Here is a 24,139-nt window from a genome sequence, read left to right on the forward strand (position 1 = left end):
CGGTTGCGCGGCCACTTGGAACGGTAGCGCACGAACACCGCCCCGCGACCCTGTGGCGAACTTGGCGCCGTGGCTCATATCCCGCTTGTGCGGGTCGCCGCGGCGGCTATCCTCCCCAAAAAACACAGACAGGGATAACGCCATGATCCGCACGGCACAGACTTTCGCTTCCCCGGTGGTGCAGGCCAAGGGCTGGATCAACGGGATCAGTTTCCCGCCCGACCGGCCGCTGATCGATGTCAGCCAGGCCGCGCCGGTCGATCTGCCGCCCGAGGGGCTGCGCCAGGCGATCGCGGACGCGGCGCTGAACGATCCCGGCGCGCATCTTTACGGCCCGGTCCTGGGCCTGCCGGAACTGCGGCATGAAGTGGCGACGCGGTTTTCAGCCTCCTATGGCAGCGACATCTCGGCCGGACAGGTCTGCATCACCTCGGGCTGCAATCACGCCTTCTGCGCCGCAATGATGAGCCTGACCGGCGAAGGAGATGAGGTCATCCTTCCAACGCCATGGTATTTCAATCATAAAATGTGGCTCGACATGACCGGGGTGAAGGCGGTGCCGCTGCCTGCCGGGGCGGGCATGCTGCCCGATCCCGATCAGGCCAAGGCGCTGATCACGGACCGCACCCGCGCCATCGTGCTGGTCACTCCGAACAATCCGTGCGGGGCGGAATATCCCGCCGGGCTGATCGCCAGTTTCCGCGACATCGCCCGCGCGGCCGGGATCGCCCTGGTGGTCGACGAAACCTATCGCGATTTCCATTCCGTCAGCGGTGCGCCGCATGACCTGTTCACCGACCCGGACTGGGACGACACGCTGATCCAGCTGTATTCCTTTTCCAAGGCCTACCGGCTGACCGGGCACCGGGTCGGTGCGATGGTCGCCTCGCCCGCGCGGCTGAAACAGGTGGAGAAGTTCATCGATACGGTCACCATCTGCCCCAACCAGCTGGCCCAGCGGGCGGCGCTGTGGGGGATGCGCAACCTAGATCAGTGGCTGGCCGGTGAACGCGACGAAATCCTCGACCGGCGCGCCGCCATCGCCGAGGGCTTCCCGGTGCTGGCCGATAAGGGCTGGAAGCTCTTGGGGGCGGGCGCCTATTTCGCCTATCTCGAACACCCGTTCGAACGCCCTTCTGTGCAGCTGGCGCAGGACATGGTCGGCGCGGTCGGTGTGCTGGCCCTGCCTGGCGCCATGTTCATGCCCGAAGACTACCCCGCCGGGCAGCGCCAGCTGCGCATCGCCTTCGCCAATGTCGACCGGGACGGGATCGCGCAGCTTTACGACCGGCTTGCCGGCCTGCGCCCTGCGCTCTCTGCCCTTGTGCCCAATCGGGTCTCGTCCTAAACACGGACAAACGGAATTCAACGACCAAGGCGTAAGGGATAAGCATGGCGAGCGGTGTCACCTCGAAAACATTCATGTGGGGCCTGATGGGGCTTCTGATCCTGGGTCTTGGCGGGTTTGGCGTCAGCAATCTGTCGGGCAATATCCGCAGCATCGGCAGCGTCGGCGATGTCGATATCGAGGTCGAGGATTACGCCCGCGCGCTGCAGGAAGACATCCGCGCCGTCGAGGCGCAGACCGGCCAGTCGCTGAGCTTCGATCAGGTCGAAGCCTTCGGCATCGACGGCAACGTTCTGGGCCGGCTGATCGGCCAGGCCGCGCTGGACAACGAGGCGCAGAAGATCGGGCTGTCGATCGGCGACGACAACCTCAGCAAGCAGATCTTCGAAATCGAGGCGTTCCAGGGCGCGAACGGTTTCGACCGCGAAACCTACAAGTTCGCGCTCGATCAGGCCGGGTACAGCGAAGCGAAGTTCGAAGAGGACCTGCGTGCCGACAGCGTGCGCGGCATCCTGCAAAGCGCGGTGATCTCCGCCGCCTCGATGCCGTCCTCCTATTCCGAAACGCTGGTCGCTTACGCTGCCGAACGGCGCAATTTCACCTGGGCCCGGCTGGACGCGGCGGACCTGGCCGCTGACCTGCCCGCCCCGAGCGAAGAAGACCTCGTCGCCTATCATCAGGACAATGCGGACGATTTCACCACGCCCGCGATGAAGCGGATCACCTACGCATGGCTGTCGCCGGATGACCTCGTCTCCGAAATCCCGGTCGAGGAAGACCGGATCCAGGCGCTTTACGAAAGCCGCAGCGACGAACTCAACGTGCCCGAACGGCGCCTGGTCGAACGTCTGGTCTATCCCGACGCGGACGCGGCCGAAGCCGCCAAACTCGCGCTGGAAAACGGCGAAAAGGATTTCGAAGCTCTGGTCGCGGATCGCGGGCTGGAACTTCAGGACATTGACATGGGCGACGTCAGCAAGGCCGATCTGGACGCTGCCGGCGGTGCGGTGTTCAACGCCGCGGTGAACGACGTGGTCGGCCCGTTCGACACCGGTCTTGGTCCGGCGCTGTTCCGCGTCAACGGCGTGTTGCCCGGCCAGACCGTGACGCTGGAAGAAGCGCGCGAAGAGCTGCATGCCGAACTGGCCTCCGACGCGGCGCGGCGCAAGATCGCCACCGTGGCCGAAACCGTCGACGACCTGCTGGCCGGCGGCGCCGCGCTGGAAGAACTGCAGAAGGAAACCGGAATGCAGCTTGCCAGCATCGACTGGCACCAGGACGCACCAGACCCGGTCGCGGCCTATGGCGCATTCCAGGAGGCCGCCGCCAAGGTACAGAGCGGCGATTACCCCGAAGTGATCTATCTCGACGATGGCGGCATCGTGGCGCTGCGGCTGGAAGAGGAAATCCCCGCCAAGCTGCAGGATCTCGACACCGTGCGCGACGCGGTGATCGCAGGCTGGAAGGTCGAAGCCACCACCGAGGCGCTGGCCGAACAGGCGCAGGCGCTGGTCGCAAAGCTGGTGGCGGGCGAAGACATGGCCGCGCTTGGCCTGACCGCGCAGGTGGAAACCGACATCACCCGCGATCAGTTCATCCCTGACACCGGCGAAGGGTTCCTCGACACCGTGTTCGGCATGGAAGCGGGCGACGTGACCGTGATCACCGCCGCCGACAGCGTCGCGATCGTCAAGCTGGACAAGGTGCTGGGCCCGGATGCGTCGAACCCCGAAATCGGCGAGTTCCGCGACATGTTGTCGGAACAGGCCAACGCCGGTATCGCACAGGATCTTTACGCGGCTTACGCCCGGGCGATCCAGAACGACGCCGGCATTGCGCTGGACCAGACCGCGATCAACGCGGTCCACGCCAATTTCCGCTGAGTGAAGGAACGCTGAAGTGGAGTTGATCCCCTCTTACGACGAATTTGCCCGCGCCTACGAGGCAGGGGAAAATCAGATCGTCTATACCCGTCTGGCCGCCGATCTGGACACGCCGGTTTCGCTGATGCTGAAACTGAGCGGCGCGCAGAAGGACGCCTTCATGCTGGAATCGGTGACCGGCGGCGAAGTGCGCGGGCGCTATTCGATCATCGGCATGAAGCCCGACGTGATCTGGAAATGCCACGGCGTAACCAGCCACATCAACCGGGCCGCCCGTTTCGATGCCGACGCGTTCGAGCAACAGCCGGGCGACCCGCTGGCCAACCTGCGCAGCCTAATCGCCGAAAGCCGCATCGATCTGCCTGACGACCTGCCCGCCGCCGCGGCCGGGTTGTTCGGCTATCTTGGTTACGACACGATCCGGCTGGTCGAACACCTGCCCGACGTGAATCCCGATCCGCTAGGCCTGCCCGACGCGGTGATGCTGCGGCCCTCGGTGGTGGCGGTGCTGGACGGGGTCAAGGGCGACGTCACCGTGGTGTCCCCGGCCTGGGCCAGCGACGGCCAAAGCGCCCGCGCGGCCTATGCGCAGGCGGCCGAACGGGTGATGGATGCGGTGCGCGACATGGAACGCGCCCTGCCCCAACAGGCCCGCGACCTGGGCGAGGCCGAAGAGGCCGCCCCGCCGCAGTCGAATTTCACCAAGTCCGGCTATATGGAAGCGGTCGAGAAGGCCAAGGAATACATCCGCGCCGGTGACATCTTCCAGGTGGTGCCGAGCCAGCGCTGGACGCAGGATTTCCCGCTGCCGCCCTTTGCCTTGTACCGGTCGTTGCGGCGCACTAACCCGTCGCCCTTCATGTTCTATTTCAACTTCGGCGGTTTCCAGGTGGTGGGCGCCAGCCCCGAAATCCTGGTCCGCGTGTTCGACCGCCAGGTCACCATCCGCCCGATCGCAGGCACCCGCCCGCGCGGCGCGACGCCGGAGGAAGACAAGGCGCTGGAGGCCGATCTGCTGGCCGACAAGAAGGAACTGGCCGAACACCTGATGCTGCTGGACCTTGGGCGCAACGACGTCGGCCGGGTGGCCAAGATCGGCACCGTGCAGCCGACCGAGCAATTCATCATCGAACGCTATTCCCACGTGATGCATATCGTGTCCAACGTGGTGGGCGAGCTGGCCGAGGATCAGGACGCGCTGTCGGCCTTCTTCGCCGGGATGCCCGCGGGCACCGTGTCGGGCGCGCCGAAGGTGCGCGCGATGGAGATCATCGACGAGCTGGAACCGGAAAAGCGTGGCATCTATGGCGGCGGCCTGGGCTATTTCAGCGCCGGCGGCGACATGGACATGTGCATTGCGCTGCGCACCGCGATCGTGAAGGACCGCAAGCTTTACATCCAGGCCGGCGGCGGCGTGGTCTATGACAGCGATCCGGAAGCCGAATACATGGAGACGGTGCACAAATCCAACGCCATCCGCCGCGCCGCGGCGGACGCGGCGCGGTTCACCCGCTACGGCAACGCGTGATCCGATTGTGCGCGGCCCTTCGGCCCGCGCGCTTTATGTCTCGTCATCGGCCTTTGGCCACTGCCTCGGGCAATGGGGGCGCTGCCCCCGACGTTGAAAAGTCTTGGCTTTTCAACGCCTCCCCCGGGGTATTTCGACCAAGAAAAAGAGGTGCGCCATGACCCGGGTGATCCTGTTCAACAAGCCCTTCGACGTGCTGTCGCAATTCACCGACAAGGGCACGGAGGGCAGCAAGCGGGCGACGCTGTCCGATTTCATCGACGTTCCGAAGGTCTATCCCTCCGGGCGGCTGGACCGCGACAGCGAGGGGTTGATGGTGCTGACCGACAACGGCCGGCTGCAGGCGCGGATTTCCAAACCGAAGAACAAGATGGAAAAGACCTATTGGGTGCAGGTCGAGGGCGAAGTGAGCGACGAGGCGCTGGAGCGGTTGCGGCGCGGCGTGGAACTGAAGGACGGCAAGACGCGCCCCGCCAAGGCCGAGCGGATGGACCCGCCCGATATCTGGCCGCGCAATCCGCCGGTGCGCTTTCGCAAATCGGTGCCCGACAGCTGGCTTTCCCTGACCATCAGCGAGGGCCGCAACCGGCAGGTGCGGCGGATGACGGCCGCTGTGGGTTTCCCGACGCTGCGGCTGATCCGGGTGCGGATCGGCGATTGGAGCCTTGAGGAGTTACAGCCCGGCCAGTGGCGCGACGCCTAGTCCCGCACCGCTTTCAGCACCGCCGAAACCGGCGCCAGCGCCACCTGTGCGGCGCGGTCCTGCAGCCCCCACAGCAGCAGCGCCGAAATGGTTTCGGCGCGCAACCGGCCGACCATGATCACCCCGTATTCCTGCTGGCGCGCCTTAAAGGCGGCCTGATCGAGAAAGCGGCGGATCACCGGGGCCTTCTGCCCTTTGCTGTCGAAGTCGCGAAACACGGTGACCGCGGGCACGCCGGATTTCACCGCCAGTTTCTGCGCCGTGTTGAGTCCCTTGGCAAACAGCACCAGCCCGTGACCGGTTTCCTGCAGGAGTGCCGCGGCCTGGTCGGACACTGCACGGTCGGTTTGCAGGCCGGTGGCATCGCCCTCCATCACGCCGACCACCTCGGGCAATTCGCGCAGCCCGGCGCGGAGCAGCATTTCGGTGTCGCTTGCTGTTGCGCCGGCCGGAATATCGGTCAGCGCCAGCACCTCGAACCCGGCCGCGCGGTAGCGCGACATCGCCGCCTTGGCACCGGGGTTGGTGGGGCTCACCGCGAAGGTCAACGGATAGGGGAAGCTGGCCAGCGCCTCGTGGCCGATCTTGCTGTTGCCGTCATCGATCAGGATGATCGACATCAGCGGCTTGTCCTCGGAATTTTCGAACGCTTCGCCATTGGCGTCGAGCGGTGAAAGCGGGTCGGCCGGGTCGAGGTTGACGGTTTCCGTGTCCCCGGCGGTTTCAGTCGCTTCGTCGGTTTCGGTCAGGCGGCTGGCCGGGGTGCCGATGCGCGGGGCGGAGGTGCTGTCGCCGCCGACGGTGGGCAGTTTCGGTCGTGACACCGGGGTTTCGGGATCGAGCGCCACGACATGGGCCGGGACGCGGTCGGTGCCATCATCGGTTCCGGGGCGCGGCACCGCATCGGCGGTTGCCGGCGCGATGGGGGCGGCGTCGTCAGCCATGCCGGCGGCATCGGGCAGATCGGGCGCGGCGCCCTCTTCGGGCAGGGCGGCCAGTTCCGGTTCCTCCGGTGCGGGCGGTTTTACCGGTGCCGGCACCGCTTCGGGATCGGTTTCGGGCGCGGGCATCGCAGGCGCCTCGGCAGGCGTTGTGGCGACGGGGACATCTTCGCCAGTCGCGACGGCCGGCGCCGCGCCCGTGTCGGCGGGCGGCACCAGGACGGCTTCGGGCACCGCAGCTTCGGGCTGGTCGGCCGGCGCGGTATCGACGGCGATGCCGCTTTCGCTGTCGGGTTGCGGTTCGGCGGCGCGGGGCGCTTCGCTGGTGGTTTCGACAGGGGCGCTTTCACCCGGCAGGCTGGCGGCGCGGTCTTCGCGCGCGCCGTCGAAACCACTGCCGGGAATCGGCGTCACCTCGACCGTTTCGGGCTGCGGCACCTGTGGCATGGTGGCCACCGAAACCACGCCCGCCGCGATCACCGACACCATCGTCCCGACAAGAAATCCGCCCAGTGCTCCTTTGGCCAAGGTCTGCCCCCTCAAGCTCATGTGTCTATATTTTACGCCGTTTGCCCCCCTTGACGCTCCGGCGCAAGCCTGAACAAGTATAGCGCGACGAAGATGGGCCGAAAGCCCCCGAATTGCAAAGAGTGTCCAGATGCTGCTGCTGATCGATAATTACGACAGTTTCACCTATAACCTCGTCCATTACCTGGGCGAATTGGGTGCGGACATCGAGGTCTGGCGTAACGATGCGATCGACGTGCAGCAAGCGATGGCGATGAAACCTGCGGGCATATTGTTGTCGCCCGGACCTTGCGATCCGGATCAGGCGGGGATCTGTCTGGACCTGACGCTGGCGGCGGCCGAAACCAAGACCCCGCTTCTGGGCGTCTGCCTGGGCCATCAGACCATCGGACAGGCCTTCGGCGGCAAGGTGGTGCGCTGCCACGAAATCGTGCATGGCAAGATGGGGCTGATCCATCACACCGGCAAAGGGGTGTTCGCCGGGTTGCCCAGCCCGTTCGAGGCGACGCGCTATCATTCGCTGGTGGTGGAGCGCGACACCCTGCCCGACTGTCTCGAGGTGACGGCCGAGCTGGAAGACGGCACCATCATGGGGCTGCAACACAAGGAACTGCCGATCCACGGGGTGCAGTTCCATCCCGAATCCATCGCCTCGCAGCACGGCCACAAATTGCTGCAGAACTTCCTTAACGAAATGAAGGTGCCGGCATGAGCGACGCGCTGAAACCGCTGATCGGGGCCGCCGCCGAACGACCGCTGACGAGGGCCGAGGCCGAACAGGCCTTCACCATCCTGTTCGAGGGCGAAGCGACCCCGGCGCAGATCGGCGGGCTGCTGATGGCCCTGCGCACCCGCGGCGAAACGGTCGAGGAATACGCCGCCGCCGCTGCCGTGATGCGCGCCAAGTGCCACAAGGTGAAGGCGCCCAAGGGCGCGATCGACATCGTCGGCACCGGTGGCGACGGCAAGCATACGCTGAACATTTCCACAGCCACCGCCTTTGTCGTGGCGGGTGCGGGCGTGCCGGTGGCCAAGCACGGCAACCGCAACCTGAGTTCGAAATCGGGCACCGCCGACGTGCAGACCAGAATGGGCATCAACGTGATGGTCGGCCCCGACGTGGTGCAAAAGGCGCTGGACGAGATCGGCATCGCCTTCATGATGGCACCGATGCATCACCCGGCGATGGCCCATGTCGGTCCGGCGCGGGCAGAACTCGGCACGCGCACGATCTTCAACATCCTAGGGCCGCTGACCAATCCGGCGGGGGTCAAGCGCCAGCTGACCGGCGCCTTTTCACGCGACCTGATCCGGCCGATGGCCGAAACCCTGGGCGCCCTGGGCAGCGAAAAGGCCTGGCTGGTGCACGGGTCGGATGGCACAGACGAATTGACCATCACCGGCAAAAGCTGGGTTGCGGCGCTGGAAGAGGACGGATCGGTGGTGGACAAGGAAGTTCACCCGGACGATTTCGGCCTGCCGGTGCACAGCTTCGACGCCATCGTCGGGGGTGAACCGGAAGAAAACGCCGCCGCCTTCCGCGCGCTGCTGGACGGGGCGCAATCGGCCTACCGCGACGCGGTGCTGCTGAACGCCGCCGCCGCCTTGCACGTGGCGGGCAAGGTCAAGGACCTGAAGGACGGCGTGGCGCTGGCGCGCGAAAGCATCGACAGCGGCGCGGCCAAGGCCAAGCTGGAAGCGCTGGCCCGGATCACCTCGGCAGCAGGTTGATGGGGCTGCCCGACATCGGGACCTGGGGCGATCTGGATTTTTTCCGCGACGACTGGCCCCGGATCGACGCGGCACTTGCCGAGGACGACCGCGACATCCTGCCCCCCGCGCCGCAGCGCTTCGCCGCGCTGCAACTGACGCCACCGGAACAGACCCGCGTCGTGATCCTGGGCCAGGACCCTTACCCGACACCGGGCCATGCCCACGGGCTGGCCTTTTCGGTGGAACCGGACGTGACGCCCCTGCCCCGGTCTTTGAAGAATATTTTCAAGGAAATGCAGGACGATCTGGGCGTGGCGCCGGAAACCGGCGACCTGCGCGGCTGGGCGCGTCAGGGGGTGTTGCTGCTCAACACCGTTCTGAGCGTTCCGGCGGGCGATGCACATGGCCACAAGGGCTTGGGCTGGCAGGCGCTGGCGCATCAGGTGCTGGAAAAGACCTCGGGAAAACCCACCGCCTATATCCTCTGGGGCAAGCCCGCGCAGAAGCTGGCGGATCACATCCGGCCCGGCGATCACCTGATCCTGAAATCGCCACACCCCTCGCCGCTGTCGGCGTCGCGCGGTTTTTTCGGCTCGCACCCATTTTCAGCGGTCAATTCATGGCTTAAGAACCGGGGGGAGCCCGCAATCGACTGGGCAATGAAATCGGAGGCAGCATGACCGGAACGGTTCTCGACAAGATCAAGGCTTACAAGCTGGAAGAAGTGGCTGCCGACAAGCAAGCCAAGCCGCTCGAAGCGGTCGAGGCCGAAGCCCGCGCCGCAAGCCCCGTCCGCCCCTTCGCCGAGGCGCTGCAGAAGGCCAGCCGCACCGGCTATGGCCTGATCGCCGAGGTGAAGAAGGCCAGCCCCTCCAAGGGCCTGATCCGCGAAGATTTCAACCCACCCGAACTGGCCAAGGCGTACGAAGCCGGTGGCGCGACCTGCCTGTCGGTGCTGACCGATACACCGTCCTTCCAGGGCGCAAAGGACTTCCTCGTGGCGGCGCGCGAAGCCGTGTCGCTGCCGGTGCTGCGCAAGGATTTCATGTACGACACCTACCAGGTGGCCGAGGCCCGCGCGCTTGGCGCCGATTGTATCCTGATCATCATGGCATCCGTCTCCGACGCGCAAGCCCAGGAACTGGAAGAGGCGGCCACTGAATGGGGCATGGACGCGCTGATCGAGGTGCATGACGCTGCCGAACTGGAACGCGCCACGCTGCTGAAATCGCCGCTGATCGGCATCAACAACCGAAATCTCAAGACCTTCGAAACCACGCTCGACACCACAAGGACGCTGTCGAAATATGTCCCCGCCAACCGGACGCTGGTGTCGGAAAGCGGCCTCAATACGCCCGAGGACCTGGCCGACATGGCGCGTTACGGCGCGCGCTGTTTCCTGATCGGCGAAAGCCTGATGCGCAATGACGACGTGGAAACCGCGACCCGCGCGCTTCTGGCCAACCCTCTGACAGCGGCGGGGATGTGACCATGGCTGAACTGACCCATTTCGACGCCAAGGGCGACGCCCACATGGTCGACGTGTCCGACAAGGCGGTGACGTCGCGCATCGCCACCGCCGCCGGCTGGGTGCGGATGGCGGATGAAACCTTTGCCATCATTTCCGAAGGCCGGGCCAAGAAGGGCGACGTTCTGGGCGTGGCGCGGCTGGCCGGCATTATGGGGGCGAAGAAAACCCCCGACCTGATCCCGCTATGCCATCCCCTGCCCGTCACCAAGGTGTCGGTGGATCTGACGCTCGACCCCGACCTTCCCGGCGTGCAGATCGAAGCGACGGTGAAAACCACCGGCCAGACCGGGGTGGAGATGGAAGCGCTTACCGCCGTAAGCACCGCCGCACTGACCGTCTACGACATGATCAAGGCAGTCGATAAGGGCATGGAAATCGGCGGCATCCGTGTGACGCTGAAGGATGGCGGCAAATCGGGCCGCTTTGAGGCGTCATGATTTCGGTCGAAGAAGCCCGGTCGCTTTTGTTCGGCCTCGTCACCCCGCTGGACGCCGAAACCGTGCCTTTGGTACAGGCCGCGGGCCGCGTGCTGGCCCGGGACGTGTCCGCGAAGCGCACCCAGCCACCCTTCGCCGCCTCGGCGATGGACGGCTACGCGGTACGTGCCGATGAGGTAGCGAAAGGCGCATCCTTCGAGGTGATCGGCGAAGCCGCCGCCGGTTCGGGCTTTGCCGGACGCGTGGCGCCGGGACAGGCCGCACGGATCTTCACCGGCGCGCCGGTGCCCGAAGGGGCGGATTTCGTCGTGCTGCAGGAAGATGTCAGCCGCGACGGCGATCACATCAACATCACCGGTGATACCGGAGCCAGCCACAACATCCGCCCCGCCGGCGGCGATTTCAAAACCGGCCACCGCTTTGCCGCGCCGAAACGGCTCGACCCGGCCGATATCGCGTTGTTGGCGTCGATGAACATCGCCGAGGTGCCGGTGACGCGCAAACCCGTGGTGGCGCTGATTTCCACCGGCAACGAATTGGTGATGCCCGGAGAAACCCCCGGTCCGGACCAGATCATCGCCTCCAATACCTTCGGGCTGAAAGCGCTTCTGAATCTGGCCGGGGCCGAAACCCGGATCCTGCCGATCGCGCTCGATACGCCCGCCTCGCTGCAAACCGCTCTCGACCTTGCGGAAGGGGCCGATCTGATCATCACTATCGGCGGCGCCTCGGTCGGCGATCACGATCTGGTGGCGCAGGTTGCCGCCGACATGGGGCTGGAACGGACCTTCTACAAGGTGGCGATGCGGCCGGGAAAACCGCTGATGGCGGGCCGGCTGAACGGCGCGATGATGATGGGGCTGCCGGGCAATCCGGTATCGGCCATGGTCTGCGGCACGCTCTTCGCCGCGCCGGTGGTCGAAGCGCTGCTAGGGCTGCCCGCGCGCGCGCCGGAACGGTTGCAGGCCGAGCTGGCCGTGGATGTCGCGGCCAACGGGCCGCGCGAACATTACATGCGCGCGGTCCTCAAGGACGGATTGCTGACCCCGCTGCCCGACCAGGACAGTTCGCTTCTGTCGGTGCTGAGCACGGCAAACGCATTGCTGATCCGACCCGTTCGCGATCCGGCGCAACCGGCGGGGCATATGGTGGATTATATCCCGATTTGACCGGCCTGCGCCTCGGCTGTTGACACAAAACGTGAACATGAGTAGAACAAACCCAAATCACCAAACCCGGAGGGGCGCTCATGCTGACGAAAAAACAGCTCGATCTGCTGCAATTCATCCACAAGCGCATGCAGCGCGATGGCGTCCCGCCATCTTTCGATGAAATGAAGGAAGCGCTGAACCTGCGTTCCAAATCGGGCATTCACCGACTGATCACGGCGCTGGAAGAACGCGGCTTCATCCGCCGTCTGGCGCATCGCGCCCGCGCGATCGAGATCGTGAAACTGCCCGACAGCATGACCGGCGACAGCGGCTTCAGCCCCAAGGTGATCGAAGGCGGCCGTCCCGAATCCACCCCGCGCGACGCAATCCCGGTCGAGGCGGTGCATGCACAGGAATTGCCGGTGATGGGCCGGATCGCCGCCGGTGTCCCGATCGAGGCGATCAGCCACGCGTCGCATCACGTGGCCGTGCCCGGGTCGATGCTGTCCAGCCAGGGCGAACATTACGCGCTGGAGGTGAAGGGCGATTCGATGATCAACGCAGGCATCAATGACGGCGACGTTGTGGTGATCCGCGAAACCAACACCGCGCAGGACGGCGATATCGTCGTGGCGCTGGTCGAGGATCACGAAGCGACCCTGAAAACCTTCCGTCGCAAGGGCGGCAGCATCGCTCTGGAAGCGGCCAACCCGGCTTATGAAACCCGCGTTCTGCCTGCAGACAAGGTGAAGGTGCAAGGCCGCCTTGTCGGACTGATCCGCACCTACTGAGCTTTCCTTGACTTCCAAGGCCTGTCGCCCGCCAACTGGCGGGCGGTGACGATTCTGGGTCCCTGTTCCGTGAAATAGACCGCGACCGCACCGGTGCGGCGCAGCAGGGCGGGATCGAAGACACGACAGGGCAAATCCTGTTCGATCAACTTGTTGCTGATCAGCCAGCCGCCCTCGTCGCAGCCTGCGCCGTCGGTGGCGCGCTTGCCTGACTCGACCTGAAACGGCGTTCCGTCCGCCCAGCGACGTGCCGCAACCGGTTGCGGCGCGGCATCGCCATCGTTTTCCAGCCAAATCCCGGCGACGAAACCTGATCCGCGTTCCTTGCTCAGCGCCCTGCCCTTTTCGGTCATTATCCCGGCCAAGGTTCCGTTTTCCGCGACCAGAAGGTCGGGCCGGTCAGTTCGCGCCCACAGCAGAAGCGCGATGCCCATCGGCGCAAGACCGATCCAGTTGAAGCGACCACGCCAGAGAACCACCAGCAAGGCCCCGAGGGCAAAGACCGGCAGAACGACCCAATCCGGGCTATGTACCATGCGCACCGCGTCGTCGCGCGCCGCCACCACATGCGCCACGCCGAGAATCCAATCCAGCCCCAGCCCCATCAGCCACAACACCGGCGTCTCGGCTCCAAGCGGCATCAGCAACGCCGCCAGCAACGCCGCCGGGATCACCAGCACGCCCATCAGCGGCACCGACAACAGGTTCGCCGGCAGGCCCAGAACCGCGATCTGATTGAAATGCGCCGCCGCGAAGGGGGCTGTCGCGGCACCGGCCACTGCCGAGGACAGGCAAACCGCCAGCACCGGCCGCCAGATGCCGCGCCCCGCCATCCGCCCGCTGTCGCGAATTCTGCCGAAAACGAAGACCAGCGCTGTGGTGGCGGCAAAGGACATCTGGAACCCCGGGCTGAGCAGGCTTTCGGGCCTGATCAGCAGTACCGCGACCGCCGCGACCGCCACCGCGCGCAGCGACAGCGCCCGATGATCGAACACCACCGCCATCAGGAACACCGCGACCATCACGAAGGCCCGTTCGGTCGCCACGTTGCCGCCCGACAGCGCCAGGTATCCCGCCGCAACCGCCAGCGCCCCAATCGCCGCGATCTTCTTGGCCGGAACCCGCAGCCCGACCGTCGGCACCAGCGCCAGCAGAACCCGGATGGAAGCGAAGACGAACCCTGCCACCAATCCCATGTGAAGCCCTGAAATCGCCAGCAAATGCGCTAGGTTGGCCCGCCGCAGGTCCCACAGCATGTCCTGCCCGATGGCGGAACGGTCACCGGTCATCAGCGCCGCGGCAAAGGCGCCGGTCTCGCCGGGCAACGCCGCCTGCACCCGGTCCGACAGCGCCAGTCGCGCCGCCACCAGCGGCACGCCGGCGCGGCGCGGTTCCAGCAGCAGAACCGGCGTGCGGGTATAGCCGACGCCGCCGATCCGCTGGAACCAGGCGTGGCGCTGGAAATCGAAACCGCCCGGTTCCGCCGGACCCGAGGGCGGCGACAAATGCGCGGTCAGGATCACCACCTCTCCCGGCATCGGCCGGTGCCAGCGCCGATCGCCATGCAGGGCCACCCGCACCCGCTCCGGGGTTCGATCGGGCGCGTGATCGCGCAGCACCACGTTGTCCAGGGTCAGGCGCATCGCGTCGCTGCCCGACCGGTCGATGGCGATCACCCGGCCCTGTACCGGGCCATAATAGCGGTAGTGCAGCACCGGCGCGGCCACCCAATGGGTCCGCGCAGCGGCCAGCAGTTCACCGCACGCGATCAGGGCCAGCGCCCAGAACAATGGTGAAACCGCCGGCCCCACGCGCAGGGCCAGCCCACCTGCGCAAAGAGCGGCAAAGCCGATTGCCGCCTGCACCCCCCAACCGGGTTCCACCAGCCAGCAGAAATATCCACCGATCCCGGCCCCAAGGAATACCGGAACCCAGGGGAACAGCGCCCCCCGCTGCGCCACAAGCGCCATTGCGATCCGCGCGAAGGGTACCAAGTCTTGTCCTTGCATCGGCAGGTGGATAGACAGGCGAAAACGCTAACCCCGCATTGGTTATCGAAAGGTTAATCCAGATGTCCTCACAAGTCGTGACCCGCTTCGCCCCCTCGCCCACCGGCTTCCTGCATATCGGCGGCGCGCGCACCGCGCTGTTCAACTGGCTCTATGCCCGCGGCCGCGGCGGCAAGTTCCTGCTTCGGATCGAAGACACCGACCGCGAACGGTCCACCCCCGAGGCGACCGCGGCGATCTTGCAGGGGCTCGACTGGCTCGGGCTGGATCATGACGGCGAGGTCATCAGCCAGTTCGAAAACGCCGCCCGCCATGTCGAGGTCGCACAGCAACTTCTGGCCGAGGGCAAGGCCTATAAGTGCTTCGCCACCCAGGACGAAATCCAGGCCTTCCGCGATGCCGCGCGGGCCGAGGGCAAATCGACCCTCTACCGCAGCCCCTGGCGCGACGCCGATCCCGCCACCCATCCCAACGCGCCCTATGTGGTGCGGATCAAGGCGCCGCAGGGCGGCGAAACGGTAATCCGGGATCAGGTTCAGGGCGACGTGACGATCCGCAACGACCAGCTGGACGACATGGTGCTGCTGCGCTCCGATGGCACCCCGGTCTACATGCTGGCCGTCGTCGTCGATGACCATGATATGGGCGTGACCCACGTGATCCGCGGCGACGACCACCTGAACAATGCCGCGCGCCAGATGATGATCTATGACGCCATGGGCTGGGACGTGCCGGTCTGGGCGCATATCCCGCTGATCCACGGGCCGGACGGCAAGAAGCTCAGCAAGCGCCACGGCGCGCTTGGCGTCGATGAATACCAGAAAATGGGCTACCCGGCGGCCGGCATGCGCAATTACCTGGCCCGCCTGGGCTGGAGCCACGGCGACGATGAATTCTTCACCGACGCGCAGGCCAAGGAATGGTTCGACCTGGGCGGAATCGGCAAATCCCCGGCCCGGTTCGATTTCAAGAAGCTGGAAAACCTCAGCGGTCAGCATATCGCCGCGTCGGACGATGCTGCGCTGCTGCATGAGCTGCAGGCCTTCCTTGCCGCGACCGATCAACCGGCTTTGAGCGACGACAAGATCGTAGTTCTACGTAAGGCGATGTACTGCCTCAAAACCGGAGCCAAAACTTTCCCGCAACTGATTGAAAAGGCTGAATTTGCACTTGCGGACCGGCCGATCGAGCCGGATGCGAAAGCGGCCAAGAACCTGGACGATGTATCCCGTAGTATACTGATGGAATTGACGCCGCATTTGCAAAATGCTAGCTGGTCGCGGAACGATCTGGAAGGCATCGCCAACCAGTTCGCGGAATCGCGGGACATGAAGTTCGGCAAGTTTGCTGCCCCCCTCAGGGCAGCATTGGCGGGCCGCACGGCAACTCCCAGCGTTTTCGACATGATGTTGGTCCTTGGCCGGGAAGAAACGATCGCCCGACTGACCGACGCCGCAGGCTGAAGGGCACAGCGCCCCCGCGCTTCGCGCAACAAGAATATAAATGCCCGGCCGTCCGGCTAAAGGGCCTCGTGATGAAGGGAATACAATGACCGAATCCACCAAAACCGCAACGCTGAGTTTTGACGGCAAGACGCTTGAATTGCCCATGTTCACCCCGACCGCTGGCCCCGATGTAATCGACATCCGCAAGCTCTACGCCCAGGGTCACGTGTTCACCTATGACCCCGGTTTCACCTCGACCGCGTCCTGCGACAGCACCATCACCTTCATCGACGGCGACGAAGGCGTGCTGCTGCATCGCGGTTACCCGATCGACCAGCTGGCCGGTAAATCGCATTTCCTCGAAGTGTGCTACCTGCTGCTTTACGGTGAACTGCCCTCGGCTGCGGAACTGGAAAAGTTCGAAACCACCATCACCCGCCACACCATGATCCACGAACAGATGCACAATTTCTTCCGTGGCTTCCGCCGCGATGCGCATCCGATGGCGATCATGGTTGGCGTCGTGGGCGCGATGGCGGCCTTCTATCACGATTCGACCGACGTGTCGGACCCGCATCAGCGCGAGGTCGCCTCGCATCGCTTGATCGCCAAGATGCCGACCATCGCCGCGATGGCCTATAAGTATTCGGTCGGCCAGCCCTTCGTGTATCCGCGCAACGATCTGGATTACGCGGCGAACTTCCTGCACATGTGCTTCAGCGTGCCGGCCGAGGAATACCACGTGAACCCGATCCTGAGCCGCGCGATGGACCGGATCTTCACCCTGCATGCCGACCACGAACAGAACGCATCGACCTCGACCGTGCGTCTGGCCTCCTCTTCGGGCGCCAACCCGTTCGCCTGTATCGCCGCCGGCATCGCCTGCCTGTGGGGTCCGGCCCATGGCGGCGCCAACCAGGCCTGCCTGGAAATGCTGCGCGAAATCGGCACCGTCGATCGCATCCCCGAATTCATCGCGCGCGCCAAGGACAAGAACGATCCCTTCCGTCTGATGGGCTTTGGCCACCGGGTCTACAAAAACACCGACCCGCGCGCCAAGGTTCTGAAACAGTCGGCCGACGAGGTGCTGGAACTGCTGGGCGTCGAGGACAACCCGCTGCTGCAGGTCGCCAAGGAACTGGAAAAAACCGCCCTCAACGACCCCTATTTCAAAGAGAAGAAGCTGTTCCCGAACGTCGACTTCTACTCGGGCATCATCCTCGAGGCGATGGGCTTCCCGACCTCGATGTTCACCCCGATCTTCGCGCTGTCGCGCACCGTCGGCTGGGTCAGCCAGTGGAAGGAAATGATCGGCGATCCGCAGAACAAGATTGGCCGCCCGCGTCAGCTGTATCTGGGCGAAACCGCCCGCGATTACGTGGACGTGGAAAACCGCTGATTCCCGCACGCAGGCATTTTTGAGAAAGGGCACCTGGTTTTAGGTGCCCTTTTCTCTGTCCGATAAGCTTGGCGGACAGGACTTTAGTTCTGTCAAACTTCCCGACGACACGGGCCGAAAACCCGCGATCGGCACCCGTTTTTGAGGACTGAAATACAGCATCGACGCAGCAACAGCGACTCAGGCCAGTGCCAAAACATCGCCACAATCCAAGGACTTATCATCCCGAACGGGATGACAGTGCGAATTGTGAAACACCACTGTATCGCAGGCATCGACAATGCCGCCCTGATTGCGGCATTTTTTTGACCCCTCTCCACGCACTCAGCTACTTTAGGATATTGCTTGATCTCTTATGTCTGCCTTCATCCTGAGGGGAAGTTCCCAATGGCATCCACCACCGAAACATCATCTGAATCGTTGACCCTGCTGCTGGGGTGCGATCCGCAGGTCGAACTCACGGTCGTGCAGAACGGAGCTGGCACGCTGACCGATCCCTATACGTTGCACTTCACCCTCACCAATCCCGAAACCGGGGAACCGGTGGATATCGACGGTCTCTTTTTCGACTTCGCCGACGACACGCTGATCGACGCATCGCAGGTCTATCCGGGCGTCAACGAACCCGTGGACGATATGTACGGGTCCGATACACCGATGGTGACCGGTTTCGATACCGGTGATGGCGATCAGGACGCGCTGCCCTGCGGCGTGGAAGTCGAGGGCAGCTATGACGCCATGCTGCAATTCGGGCTGGAAGACGACAGTTCGGCAGGCTGCACCGACGAGGTGCAATTCACCCTTTGGAGCGAAGAACCCGGCGGTATCGGCATCGACGATCTCGACCTCGGCAGTTTCGCGGTGGTCGTGGAAGACGGTTCCGGCGACGGCTGGGTTCTGTCGCCGAATGACGGCGAGGGCGAAGTAACCGGCGACACCGACGTCATTGCCGGGGAAATCGATGGCCAGACGGATATCGAGCTCACCCTCACCGAGGAATTGAACGAAGACACCGGATTGACCGAAATCCGCGTCGACCTGTCGGTCGGTGAAGACGGCGACATCGGCGATCTGCGCGGTTTCTTCCTGAATATCGAAGACGAAAGCCTGTTGAACGGGCTCAGCGTCACCGGCGACGAAGTGACCGGGTCGCAATTCGACGCAAACAATGTCAGCAACCTCGGCCACGGCGTGAACATGAATGGCGAAGCCGGGGAATTCGACCTTGGCATCTTGCTGGGCACGAACGGCATTTCCCAAGACGACCTGCAGCAGGTCAGCTTCACCCTCGGCCACGAAAGCGAAAACCTGAGCGTCGAGGATTTCGCCGGCGAAAGCTTCGGCGTTCGGTTGACCTCGGTCGGGGACGAAGACGGCGAGCGCGAAGACAGCCTGAAGCTGACCGGCGATCTGGGCGATCTCCTGATCCCGCCCTGTCCGGATCAATACGAGGTGGACATTCCCGAAGATTGTCAGTGCGATGACCTGGCGCAGGATGACGATATGCTGATCGCCTGATCAATCGTCGTTTTCGCGGGACCTATCCCTATTGAAAGTGCACCATAAGGCGCCCTTTTCGCTTGCAACGGTCGGCTCAGCGCCCTTCGAAATGCGGCGGGCGCTTTTCGGTGAAGGCCAGCACGCCTTCCTTGAAATCGCGGCTCTGGCCGCAGGCGCCCTGCTTGCGGCCCTCGACTTCCAGCTGCCGTTCCAGCGTGTTGTCCCAGCTGCCACGGATCGCTTCCTTGACATGGGCATAGGCCAGCGACGGCCCCTTCGCCAGATGCGCCGCGCGGGCCTGCCAGACGCTTTCGAATTCGCCGTCGGCCACCGCTTCCCAGATCATGCCCCATTCGTCGGCCTGCCGCGCACTGATCTTGTCGGCGAACAAAGCCGCCCCCATCGCCTTGGCCATACCCATGTTGCGCGTCATCCAGTAGGTGCCGCCGGCGTCGGGGATCAGTCCGATCCGGGTAAAGGCCTGCATGAAATAGGCGCTTTCGGTGGCGATCACCACGTCGGCGGCCAGCGCAAGGTTGGCCCCTGCCCCAGCCGCGGGACCGTTGACCGCGCAGATGGTCGGGATCGGGCAATCGTAGATCGCCTTCAGCATCGGCGCGTATTCGTCGCGCAGGGTGCGTTCCAGGTCCAGGTTGGCCGCACTGGCCCGGTCGCTCAGATCCTGGCCGGAGCAGAACGCCTTGCCCGCGCCGGTGATCACCAGAACCCGCGCCTTCTTGGCGGCTTCCTGCGCGGCATCGGCGATCTCGGCCCGCATCCGGGTGTTGAGCGCGTTCATCTTGTCGGCCCGGTTCAGCGTCAGAACCGCGATATCTTCTTCGATGGCAAGGGTAATCGTTTCGTACATGGGGCGTGCCTCCTCTGGTGGCCGGAATATAACCGACCGCGCGGTAGGCTAAAACCCCAACCCGGCGTCAGTCGTCCATAATTTCGGCCAACCGCGCCTTTTCCTCGTCGCTCAGCGCCTCGATCTTCCGCTCCGGCGTGGCCTGACGGCGCCGCAGATAGACCAATCCCAATCCCAGCCCGGCAATCAGCATGATCGGCCCGGCCGCCCAAAGAACCCAGTTGGCGCCGCGCGCAGTCGGGTTCAGCAGCACGTATTCGCCATAGCGATCGACGATATAAGCCACGGCCTCTTCGTCGCTGTCGCCCGCAACCAGCCGTTCGCGCACCAATAGCCGCAGGTCGCGAGCGAGTTCGGCGTTGGAATCGTCAATATTTTCATTGCGGCAGACGAGGCAGCGCAAGTCCTTGGAAATCACCCGCGCCCGCGCTTCCAGCTCGGGATCGTCGAGGATTTCGTCGGGCTGCACCGCCCAGACAGGCGCTGCGACAAGGATCAGGGCAAGGATCAGGCGCTTCATTCGGCGGGTACTCCGGCGGCGGTCATCTTGCGGGCGCCGGCGGCGACGCGGTAGCGGCGGTCGGAAAGGCTCAGCACGCCGCCAATCGCCATCAGGATTGCCCCGCCCCATATCCAGTTGGACAGCGGTTTGTAATAGCTGCGCACGGCCCAGCCGCCATCGTCCTGCGGATCACCGATCACAACGTAGATGTCGCGCAGGATCCCGTTGTCGATCCCCGCTTCGGTTGTCGGCATCCCGGATACCGGATAGGTCCGTTTTTCCGGATGCAGCGTCGAAATGGCCTTCCCGTCCTTTGACAGGCTCACCGTTCCCATGGTCGAAATGTAGTTCGGTCCCTGTACCCGGTCGACACTGTCCAGAACCAGCGTGTAACCGGCGATTTCGAACGGCTCGCCGGTCTGCACCACCCGGATGTCTTCCTGTTCCCAGGCCATCAGCCCGGCAATAGCCAGCATGACCACTCCGAGGCCGGAATGGGCCACCGACTTGCCCCAATCGGCGCGTGGCAACCGCATCAGCCGCTTAAACCCGGATTTCCCGGTGCGTGTCCAAAGATCAACCGCCGCCCCGAAGATCAGCCAGCTGCCAAGGAACAGACCCACCGGCCCCAGCAGCGACCGGCCCGACTGTACCGCCCAACTCAACCCGGCCAGCGCCAGTGCCAGCACGAAGGCCGGCAACAGCTTCTTGAAGGTGCGGCCGAGCGAGGCACGCTTCCAAGGCAGCATCGCGCCCACCGGCAGGATCAGCCCGAGGGCCACCATGAACGGGGTGAATGCCATGTTGAAGAACGGCGCGCCGACCGACAGCTTGCGGCCAAAGGCGATCTCGGCCACCAGCGGCCATATCGTGCCGATGAAGACCACGAAGGCGGCGACCGCGAGAAGGATATTGTTCACCACCAGCCCGCTTTCACGGCTGACCACGCTGAACACGCCCTTCGCCTCCATCGCGCCGGCGCGCGCCGCGTAAAGCGTCAGGGCACCGCCCATGAAGACCGCGAGGATCGCCAGGATGAACACCCCGCGCTCCGGGTCATTGGCAAAGGCATGAACGCTGGTGATCACGCCGGAACGCACGATGAAGGTACCGATCAGCGAAAATCCGAAAGCCATGATGGCCAGAAGGATGGTCCAGCTTTTCAAGGATTCGCGTTTTTCCACCACGATGGCCGAATGCAGCAGGGCAGCGGCGATCAGCCAGGGCATGAAGGAGGCGTTTTCGACCGGGTCCCAGAACCAGAAGCCACCCCAGCCAAGTTCGTAATAGGCCCACCACGATCCGAGCCCGATCCCGATGGTCAGGAAAATCCAGGCCGCCAGCGTCCAGGGCCGCACCCAACGCGCCCATGCGGCATCGACCCGGCCCTCGATCAGCGCCGCGACGGCGAAGGAAAACGCCATCGAAAGCCCGACATAGCCAAGGTAAAGGAACGGCGGATGGAAGGCCAAACCGGGGTCCTGCAGCAGCGGGTTCAGGCCCTCGCCGTCAAACGGCGGCGCCGCCATGCGCAAAAACGGGTTCGAGGTGAACAGGATGAAGCCGTAAAACGCCACCCCGATCGCCGACTGAACCGCCAGCACCCGCGCCTTCAGCGTCGGCGGCAGGGCGCCGCCGAACCACGCGGCGGTGGCGCCGAACAGGCTCAGGATCAGCACCCAAAGCAGCATCGATCCCTCGTGATTGCCCCAGACGCCGGACACCTTGTAGAGCATCGGCTTCAACGAATGAGAATTCAACACCACCAGCCGAAGCGAAAAATCCGAGGTGACAAAGGCATAGGTCAGCGCGGCAAAGGAAAAGGCAACCAGCAGGAACTGCGCGTTCGCCGCCGGTTCGGCAACCGCCATCCAGCCGGGCCAACGCTTATGCGCGCCGATCAAGGGAACCACCACCTGCACGCAGGCGACGAGGAAGGCGAGGACGAGGGCGAAGTGGCCGAGTTCTGTAATCATGCCCCGGTTATAGAGCTTTGACTTTGGCGGGCCAATGGAATTTAGACCGTAGGGTTGATCACATTGTCGCGGGGTCGATGGACGGGGGCAGCGCCCGGCACGGTTTTCGCGGCATGCTCAGGTTTCGGGAACGCTACCGCGTCTCCCGCCAGTCCTCCAGTGCGCGGTTGTGTTTCGGGGTGAGCGTATCCAGCGCCAACGTGGCGTCGCTACCGGTATCGGCCCGTTCCCCCAGCCGTTCCAGAACCGCCACGTTCGTCATCACCTGCGGCACGCGGGCGATGGTTTCCGTAAGTCGGGATTGGAATTCCTGTCCCTTGGCCTGATGCCGCGCGCCGAAATAGAACGACACGATCGCCCCCAAAAGCCACCACAAGGGATCGGGCACCAGCGCGATTCCCTGCATCCGGGTCGCGAACCACGCCGGGTCGGCCATCGCCGCCACGAACAGCCCCAGCGTACCAAGCGCCAGCCCCGGCCGCGGCAACCGGTTCACCGCATCCATCAGCCGGTCGAACCGGCCGCGTTGCGTTGGGTAAAATTCCGCGCCGAACTGGTGCAGCGCCGCCGCACGCGCCTGCGCCGCGCGAATTTCGCCGGCCTCAGTGTTTTCGCGAAACACCTCCACCGTTTTGCGCAATTCCCGCAGTCCCGGGCCGAACAGCAGGTCGAACAAACGCGCCATCAGTCCCATTTCGCCACCCTTTCTCTGAATTCCGCGTCGCTCAGGTGATACCGCGGCGCGATGAAGGTCTCGGCCCGTTTTATCCAGCCGCCCTTGCCGCCCGAGCGGGTGCGGGCATATTTGCGGCTTGCCGGGCGGGCGTCGGCCAGCCGGAAGTAGTAGTTGCGCCGCGCGATACCGTAGGCATCGGCCAGATGACCCGGTGCCGCCCGCACCGCCGCCTGCGCCGCATCCGCTGTCTGCGGCCCGATAATCCCGGCGACGGCGACATCGTGTCCCATCTGGCGCAACAGCCGTTGCAGGATCTTCACCGCGTTGGCGCCGGCGTTCACGTACATGTCGAAAACGCTGGGCTGCAGCAGTTCGGGAAGCCGGGCGATGCCAGGTTTGTGGAAATAGTCGGTCAGGAAGATGTCGACCGCACGGTCCCTGCCGAGCGCGCGCAGATCGGACACATCCACATCGCCGTCACCGTCCAGATCCAGCCCGAGCCTGCGTAACGTGTGAATGGTTACCCCGTGCTTCGTCACGCCACCCGAATCGTCGGGATCGTCGACGAAGCCGCCTTCGCGCGCCACGATCCCCTCCGCGATCTTCCTGACATCCAACATGAAAAACCCCAGCACTGCCCATTACGGGATCAGGCTGGGGCGAAAGGGTTAAGCGCGGGCAAATGTCCCGCTCGGATCAGCTTTCGGGGGTCTGATAAACGCCCTGTTCCTTCAGCGCGTCCACGACTTCCTTGGGCATGTAGCTTTCGTCATGTTTGGCAAGGATTTCATCGGCTTCGAATACGCCGTTCACGTATTTACCGGTGCCGATCATGCCTTGGTTTTCCTCAAACAGGTCGGGCAGGATGCCGGTAAAAACGACCGGAACGGTGGCACCGCCATCGGTAACGCTGAACCGGACCGTTTCGCCGTCGCCACGCTTCAGGCTGCCCTCTTCGACCAGCCCGCCGATGCGGAAGGTTTCCGACGGCCCCGGCGGTTCCGCCATGACCTGGCTCGGCGAGCGGAAGAAATTGATCCCGTCGCGCATCGCATAACCGATCAGCCCGGTGGACAGCGCCAAGGCCAGCGCAGCGACCACGATCACCTGAATACGACGCTTTTTCTTCAAGCCTTTCATGTGCTTGCTCCTCACCGCACGATCTTCGAACAGACTACCGGTCGCCCAATAATACATTCAACAGTTAGCA

Annotated in this window: 22 protein-coding genes; 14 read left to right on the forward strand and 8 right to left on the reverse strand. The window is 64.4% G+C overall.

The genetic code is table 11. The features are described 5' to 3' along the window. The first annotated feature begins 142 nt into the window (after positions 1 to 142). The 4 genes from IT775_RS02390 to IT775_RS02405 all read left to right on the forward strand — a co-directional run bounded on the left by IT775_RS02390 (position 143) and on the right by IT775_RS02405 (position 5,462). Entirely contained in the window at positions 143 to 1,348 is a 1,206-nt protein-coding gene (locus tag IT775_RS02390; protein ID WP_212699454.1) for an aminotransferase, read from the forward strand. 44 nt (positions 1,349 to 1,392) lie between these two features. Further along, positions 1,393 to 3,231 carry a peptidyl-prolyl cis-trans isomerase gene (locus IT775_RS02395; protein WP_212699455.1) on the forward strand — a complete coding sequence of 613 codons (1,839 nt, stop codon included), beginning with the start codon at positions 1,393 to 1,395 and terminating at the stop codon, positions 3,229 to 3,231. 16 nt (positions 3,232 to 3,247) lie between these two features. After that, positions 3,248 to 4,759 carry an anthranilate synthase component I gene (gene trpE, locus IT775_RS02400; protein WP_212699456.1) on the forward strand — a complete coding sequence of 504 codons (1,512 nt, stop codon included), beginning with the start codon at positions 3,248 to 3,250 and terminating at the stop codon, positions 4,757 to 4,759. A gap of 157 nt (positions 4,760 to 4,916) precedes the next feature. Next, a complete protein-coding gene (locus IT775_RS02405) occupies positions 4,917 to 5,462 on the forward strand; it encodes an rRNA large subunit pseudouridine synthase E (RefSeq protein WP_212699457.1) in 546 nt (181 codons plus the stop codon). On the opposite strand, the gene IT775_RS02410 is transcribed toward IT775_RS02405, so the two are convergent. Continuing rightward, the gene (locus tag IT775_RS02410) at positions 5,459 to 6,931 is read right to left on the reverse strand and encodes a divergent polysaccharide deacetylase family protein (RefSeq protein ID WP_246525225.1); all 1,473 of its coding nucleotides are present in this window, start codon (positions 6,929 to 6,931) and stop codon (positions 5,459 to 5,461) included. The two genes, IT775_RS02405 and IT775_RS02410, sit on opposite strands and share 4 nt — an antisense overlap. Positions 6,932 to 7,061: 130 nt before the next feature. Between IT775_RS02410 and IT775_RS02415 the strand changes: the two genes are divergently transcribed. The 7 genes from IT775_RS02415 (at position 7,062) to lexA (ending at position 12,554) form a co-directional block, all read left to right on the forward strand. Beyond that, positions 7,062 to 7,643 carry an anthranilate synthase component II gene (locus IT775_RS02415; RefSeq protein WP_212699459.1) on the forward strand — a complete coding sequence of 194 codons (582 nt, stop codon included), beginning with the start codon at positions 7,062 to 7,064 and terminating at the stop codon, positions 7,641 to 7,643. Continuing rightward, a complete protein-coding gene (gene trpD, locus IT775_RS02420) occupies positions 7,640 to 8,662 on the forward strand; it encodes an anthranilate phosphoribosyltransferase (protein WP_212699460.1) in 1,023 nt (340 codons plus the stop codon). Before IT775_RS02415 ends, trpD begins: the two co-directional genes overlap by 4 nt. Further along, positions 8,662 to 9,324 (forward strand): uracil-DNA glycosylase, encoded by a 663-nt coding sequence (locus tag IT775_RS02425; protein WP_212699461.1) that lies wholly within the window; start codon positions 8,662 to 8,664, stop codon positions 9,322 to 9,324. Before trpD ends, IT775_RS02425 begins: the two co-directional genes overlap by 1 nt. Further along, the gene (trpC, locus tag IT775_RS02430; RefSeq protein ID WP_212699462.1) at positions 9,321 to 10,133 is read left to right on the forward strand and encodes an indole-3-glycerol phosphate synthase TrpC; all 813 of its coding nucleotides are present in this window, start codon (positions 9,321 to 9,323) and stop codon (positions 10,131 to 10,133) included. The genes IT775_RS02425 and trpC overlap by 4 nt, the downstream gene beginning before the upstream one ends. Before the next feature lie 2 nt (positions 10,134 to 10,135). Then, the gene (gene moaC / locus IT775_RS02435) at positions 10,136 to 10,612 is read left to right on the forward strand and encodes a cyclic pyranopterin monophosphate synthase MoaC (protein ID WP_212699463.1); all 477 of its coding nucleotides are present in this window, start codon (positions 10,136 to 10,138) and stop codon (positions 10,610 to 10,612) included. Beyond that, positions 10,609 to 11,781 carry a molybdopterin molybdotransferase MoeA gene (locus IT775_RS02440; protein WP_212699464.1) on the forward strand — a complete coding sequence of 391 codons (1,173 nt, stop codon included), beginning with the start codon at positions 10,609 to 10,611 and terminating at the stop codon, positions 11,779 to 11,781. The genes moaC and IT775_RS02440 overlap by 4 nt, the downstream gene beginning before the upstream one ends. Before the next feature lie 80 nt (positions 11,782 to 11,861). Next, positions 11,862 to 12,554: a transcriptional repressor LexA gene (lexA, locus tag IT775_RS02445; RefSeq protein ID WP_212699465.1), complete on the forward strand. Its 693-nt coding sequence runs from the start codon at positions 11,862 to 11,864 to the stop codon at positions 12,552 to 12,554. Here the strand turns inward: lexA and IT775_RS02450 are convergent. After that, the gene (locus IT775_RS02450; RefSeq protein ID WP_343231102.1) at positions 12,548 to 14,548 is read right to left on the reverse strand and encodes a ComEC/Rec2 family competence protein; all 2,001 of its coding nucleotides are present in this window, start codon (positions 14,546 to 14,548) and stop codon (positions 12,548 to 12,550) included. The genes lexA and IT775_RS02450 overlap by 7 nt on opposite strands. 77 nt (positions 14,549 to 14,625) lie before the next feature. Here IT775_RS02450 and gltX point away from each other — a divergent pair, with 77 nt between their 5' ends. From gltX to IT775_RS02465, 3 genes are all read left to right on the forward strand, one after another. After that, positions 14,626 to 16,026, forward strand: a complete 1,401-nt coding sequence (gene gltX, locus IT775_RS02455; protein ID WP_212699467.1) for a glutamate--tRNA ligase — start codon at positions 14,626 to 14,628, stop codon at positions 16,024 to 16,026. Between the two features lie 85 nt (positions 16,027 to 16,111). Beyond that, the gene (gene gltA / locus IT775_RS02460) at positions 16,112 to 17,407 is read left to right on the forward strand and encodes a citrate synthase (protein ID WP_212699468.1); all 1,296 of its coding nucleotides are present in this window, start codon (positions 16,112 to 16,114) and stop codon (positions 17,405 to 17,407) included. A 387-nt stretch (positions 17,408 to 17,794) separates the two neighbouring features. Then, on the forward strand, positions 17,795 to 18,925 hold the full coding sequence (locus tag IT775_RS02465; protein ID WP_212699469.1) for a hypothetical protein: 1,131 nt from the start codon (positions 17,795 to 17,797) through the stop codon (positions 18,923 to 18,925). 76 nt (positions 18,926 to 19,001) lie between these two features. On the opposite strand, the gene IT775_RS02470 is transcribed toward IT775_RS02465, so the two are convergent. The 6 genes from IT775_RS02470 to ccmE form a co-directional block, all read right to left on the reverse strand. Then, positions 19,002 to 19,775: an enoyl-CoA hydratase-related protein gene (locus IT775_RS02470; RefSeq protein ID WP_212699470.1), complete on the reverse strand. Its 774-nt coding sequence runs from the start codon at positions 19,773 to 19,775 to the stop codon at positions 19,002 to 19,004. Positions 19,776 to 19,842: 67 nt separating this feature from the next. Beyond that, on the reverse strand, positions 19,843 to 20,295 hold the full coding sequence (locus IT775_RS02475) for a cytochrome c-type biogenesis protein (protein WP_212699471.1): 453 nt from the start codon (positions 20,293 to 20,295) through the stop codon (positions 19,843 to 19,845). Then, complete coding sequence (locus tag IT775_RS02480; RefSeq protein WP_212699472.1) at positions 20,292 to 22,253, reverse strand: heme lyase CcmF/NrfE family subunit; 1,962 nt, start codon at positions 22,251 to 22,253, stop codon at positions 20,292 to 20,294. The genes IT775_RS02475 and IT775_RS02480 overlap by 4 nt, the downstream gene beginning before the upstream one ends. Positions 22,254 to 22,386: 133 nt before the next feature. Further along, positions 22,387 to 22,947 carry a holin family protein gene (locus tag IT775_RS02485; RefSeq protein WP_212699473.1) on the reverse strand — a complete coding sequence of 187 codons (561 nt, stop codon included), beginning with the start codon at positions 22,945 to 22,947 and terminating at the stop codon, positions 22,387 to 22,389. Beyond that, the gene (locus tag IT775_RS02490; protein ID WP_212699474.1) at positions 22,938 to 23,549 is read right to left on the reverse strand and encodes a holin-associated N-acetylmuramidase; all 612 of its coding nucleotides are present in this window, start codon (positions 23,547 to 23,549) and stop codon (positions 22,938 to 22,940) included. The genes IT775_RS02485 and IT775_RS02490 overlap by 10 nt, the downstream gene beginning before the upstream one ends. A gap of 76 nt (positions 23,550 to 23,625) precedes the next feature. Beyond that, positions 23,626 to 24,069, reverse strand: a complete 444-nt coding sequence (gene ccmE / locus IT775_RS02495) for a cytochrome c maturation protein CcmE (RefSeq protein ID WP_212699475.1) — start codon at positions 24,067 to 24,069, stop codon at positions 23,626 to 23,628. Positions 24,070 to 24,139: the final 70 nt, after the last annotated feature.

It is taken from the genome of Thalassovita aquimarina (genome assembly GCF_018219815.1).
GTDB lineage: Bacteria > Pseudomonadota > Alphaproteobacteria > Rhodobacterales > Rhodobacteraceae > Thalassobius > Thalassobius aquimarinus.

Excerpts from the sequence above, each read along its gene's own strand:
- IT775_RS02390 (WP_212699454.1), top strand. The coding sequence starts at position 143 with ATGATCCGCACGGCACAGACTTTCGCTTCCCCGGTGGTGCAGGCCAAG.
- IT775_RS02395 (WP_212699455.1), top strand. The coding sequence starts at position 1,393 with ATGGCGAGCGGTGTCACCTCGAAAACATTCATGTGGGGCCTGATGGGG.
- IT775_RS02405 (WP_212699457.1), top strand. The coding sequence starts at position 4,917 with ATGACCCGGGTGATCCTGTTCAACAAGCCCTTCGACGTGCTGTCGCAA.
- IT775_RS02415 (WP_212699459.1), top strand. The coding sequence starts at position 7,062 with ATGCTGCTGCTGATCGATAATTACGACAGTTTCACCTATAACCTCGTC.
- trpD (WP_212699460.1), top strand. The coding sequence starts at position 7,640 with ATGAGCGACGCGCTGAAACCGCTGATCGGGGCCGCCGCCGAACGACCG.
- IT775_RS02425 (WP_212699461.1), top strand. The coding sequence starts at position 8,662 with ATGGGGCTGCCCGACATCGGGACCTGGGGCGATCTGGATTTTTTCCGC.
- trpC (WP_212699462.1), top strand. The coding sequence starts at position 9,321 with ATGACCGGAACGGTTCTCGACAAGATCAAGGCTTACAAGCTGGAAGAA.
- moaC (WP_212699463.1), top strand. The coding sequence starts at position 10,136 with ATGGCTGAACTGACCCATTTCGACGCCAAGGGCGACGCCCACATGGTC.
- IT775_RS02440 (WP_212699464.1), top strand. The coding sequence starts at position 10,609 with ATGATTTCGGTCGAAGAAGCCCGGTCGCTTTTGTTCGGCCTCGTCACC.
- lexA (WP_212699465.1), top strand. The coding sequence starts at position 11,862 with ATGCTGACGAAAAAACAGCTCGATCTGCTGCAATTCATCCACAAGCGC.
- gltX (WP_212699467.1), top strand. The coding sequence starts at position 14,626 with ATGTCCTCACAAGTCGTGACCCGCTTCGCCCCCTCGCCCACCGGCTTC.
- gltA (WP_212699468.1), top strand. The coding sequence starts at position 16,112 with ATGACCGAATCCACCAAAACCGCAACGCTGAGTTTTGACGGCAAGACG.
- IT775_RS02465 (WP_212699469.1), top strand. The coding sequence starts at position 17,795 with ATGGCATCCACCACCGAAACATCATCTGAATCGTTGACCCTGCTGCTG.
- IT775_RS02470 (WP_212699470.1), bottom strand. The coding sequence starts at position 19,775 with ATGTACGAAACGATTACCCTTGCCATCGAAGAAGATATCGCGGTTCTG.
- IT775_RS02475 (WP_212699471.1), bottom strand. The coding sequence starts at position 20,295 with ATGAAGCGCCTGATCCTTGCCCTGATCCTTGTCGCAGCGCCTGTCTGG.
- IT775_RS02480 (WP_212699472.1), bottom strand. The coding sequence starts at position 22,253 with ATGATTACAGAACTCGGCCACTTCGCCCTCGTCCTCGCCTTCCTCGTC.
- IT775_RS02485 (WP_212699473.1), bottom strand. The coding sequence starts at position 22,947 with ATGGGACTGATGGCGCGTTTGTTCGACCTGCTGTTCGGCCCGGGACTG.
- IT775_RS02490 (WP_212699474.1), bottom strand. The coding sequence starts at position 23,549 with ATGTTGGATGTCAGGAAGATCGCGGAGGGGATCGTGGCGCGCGAAGGC.
- ccmE (WP_212699475.1), bottom strand. The coding sequence starts at position 24,069 with ATGAAAGGCTTGAAGAAAAAGCGTCGTATTCAGGTGATCGTGGTCGCT.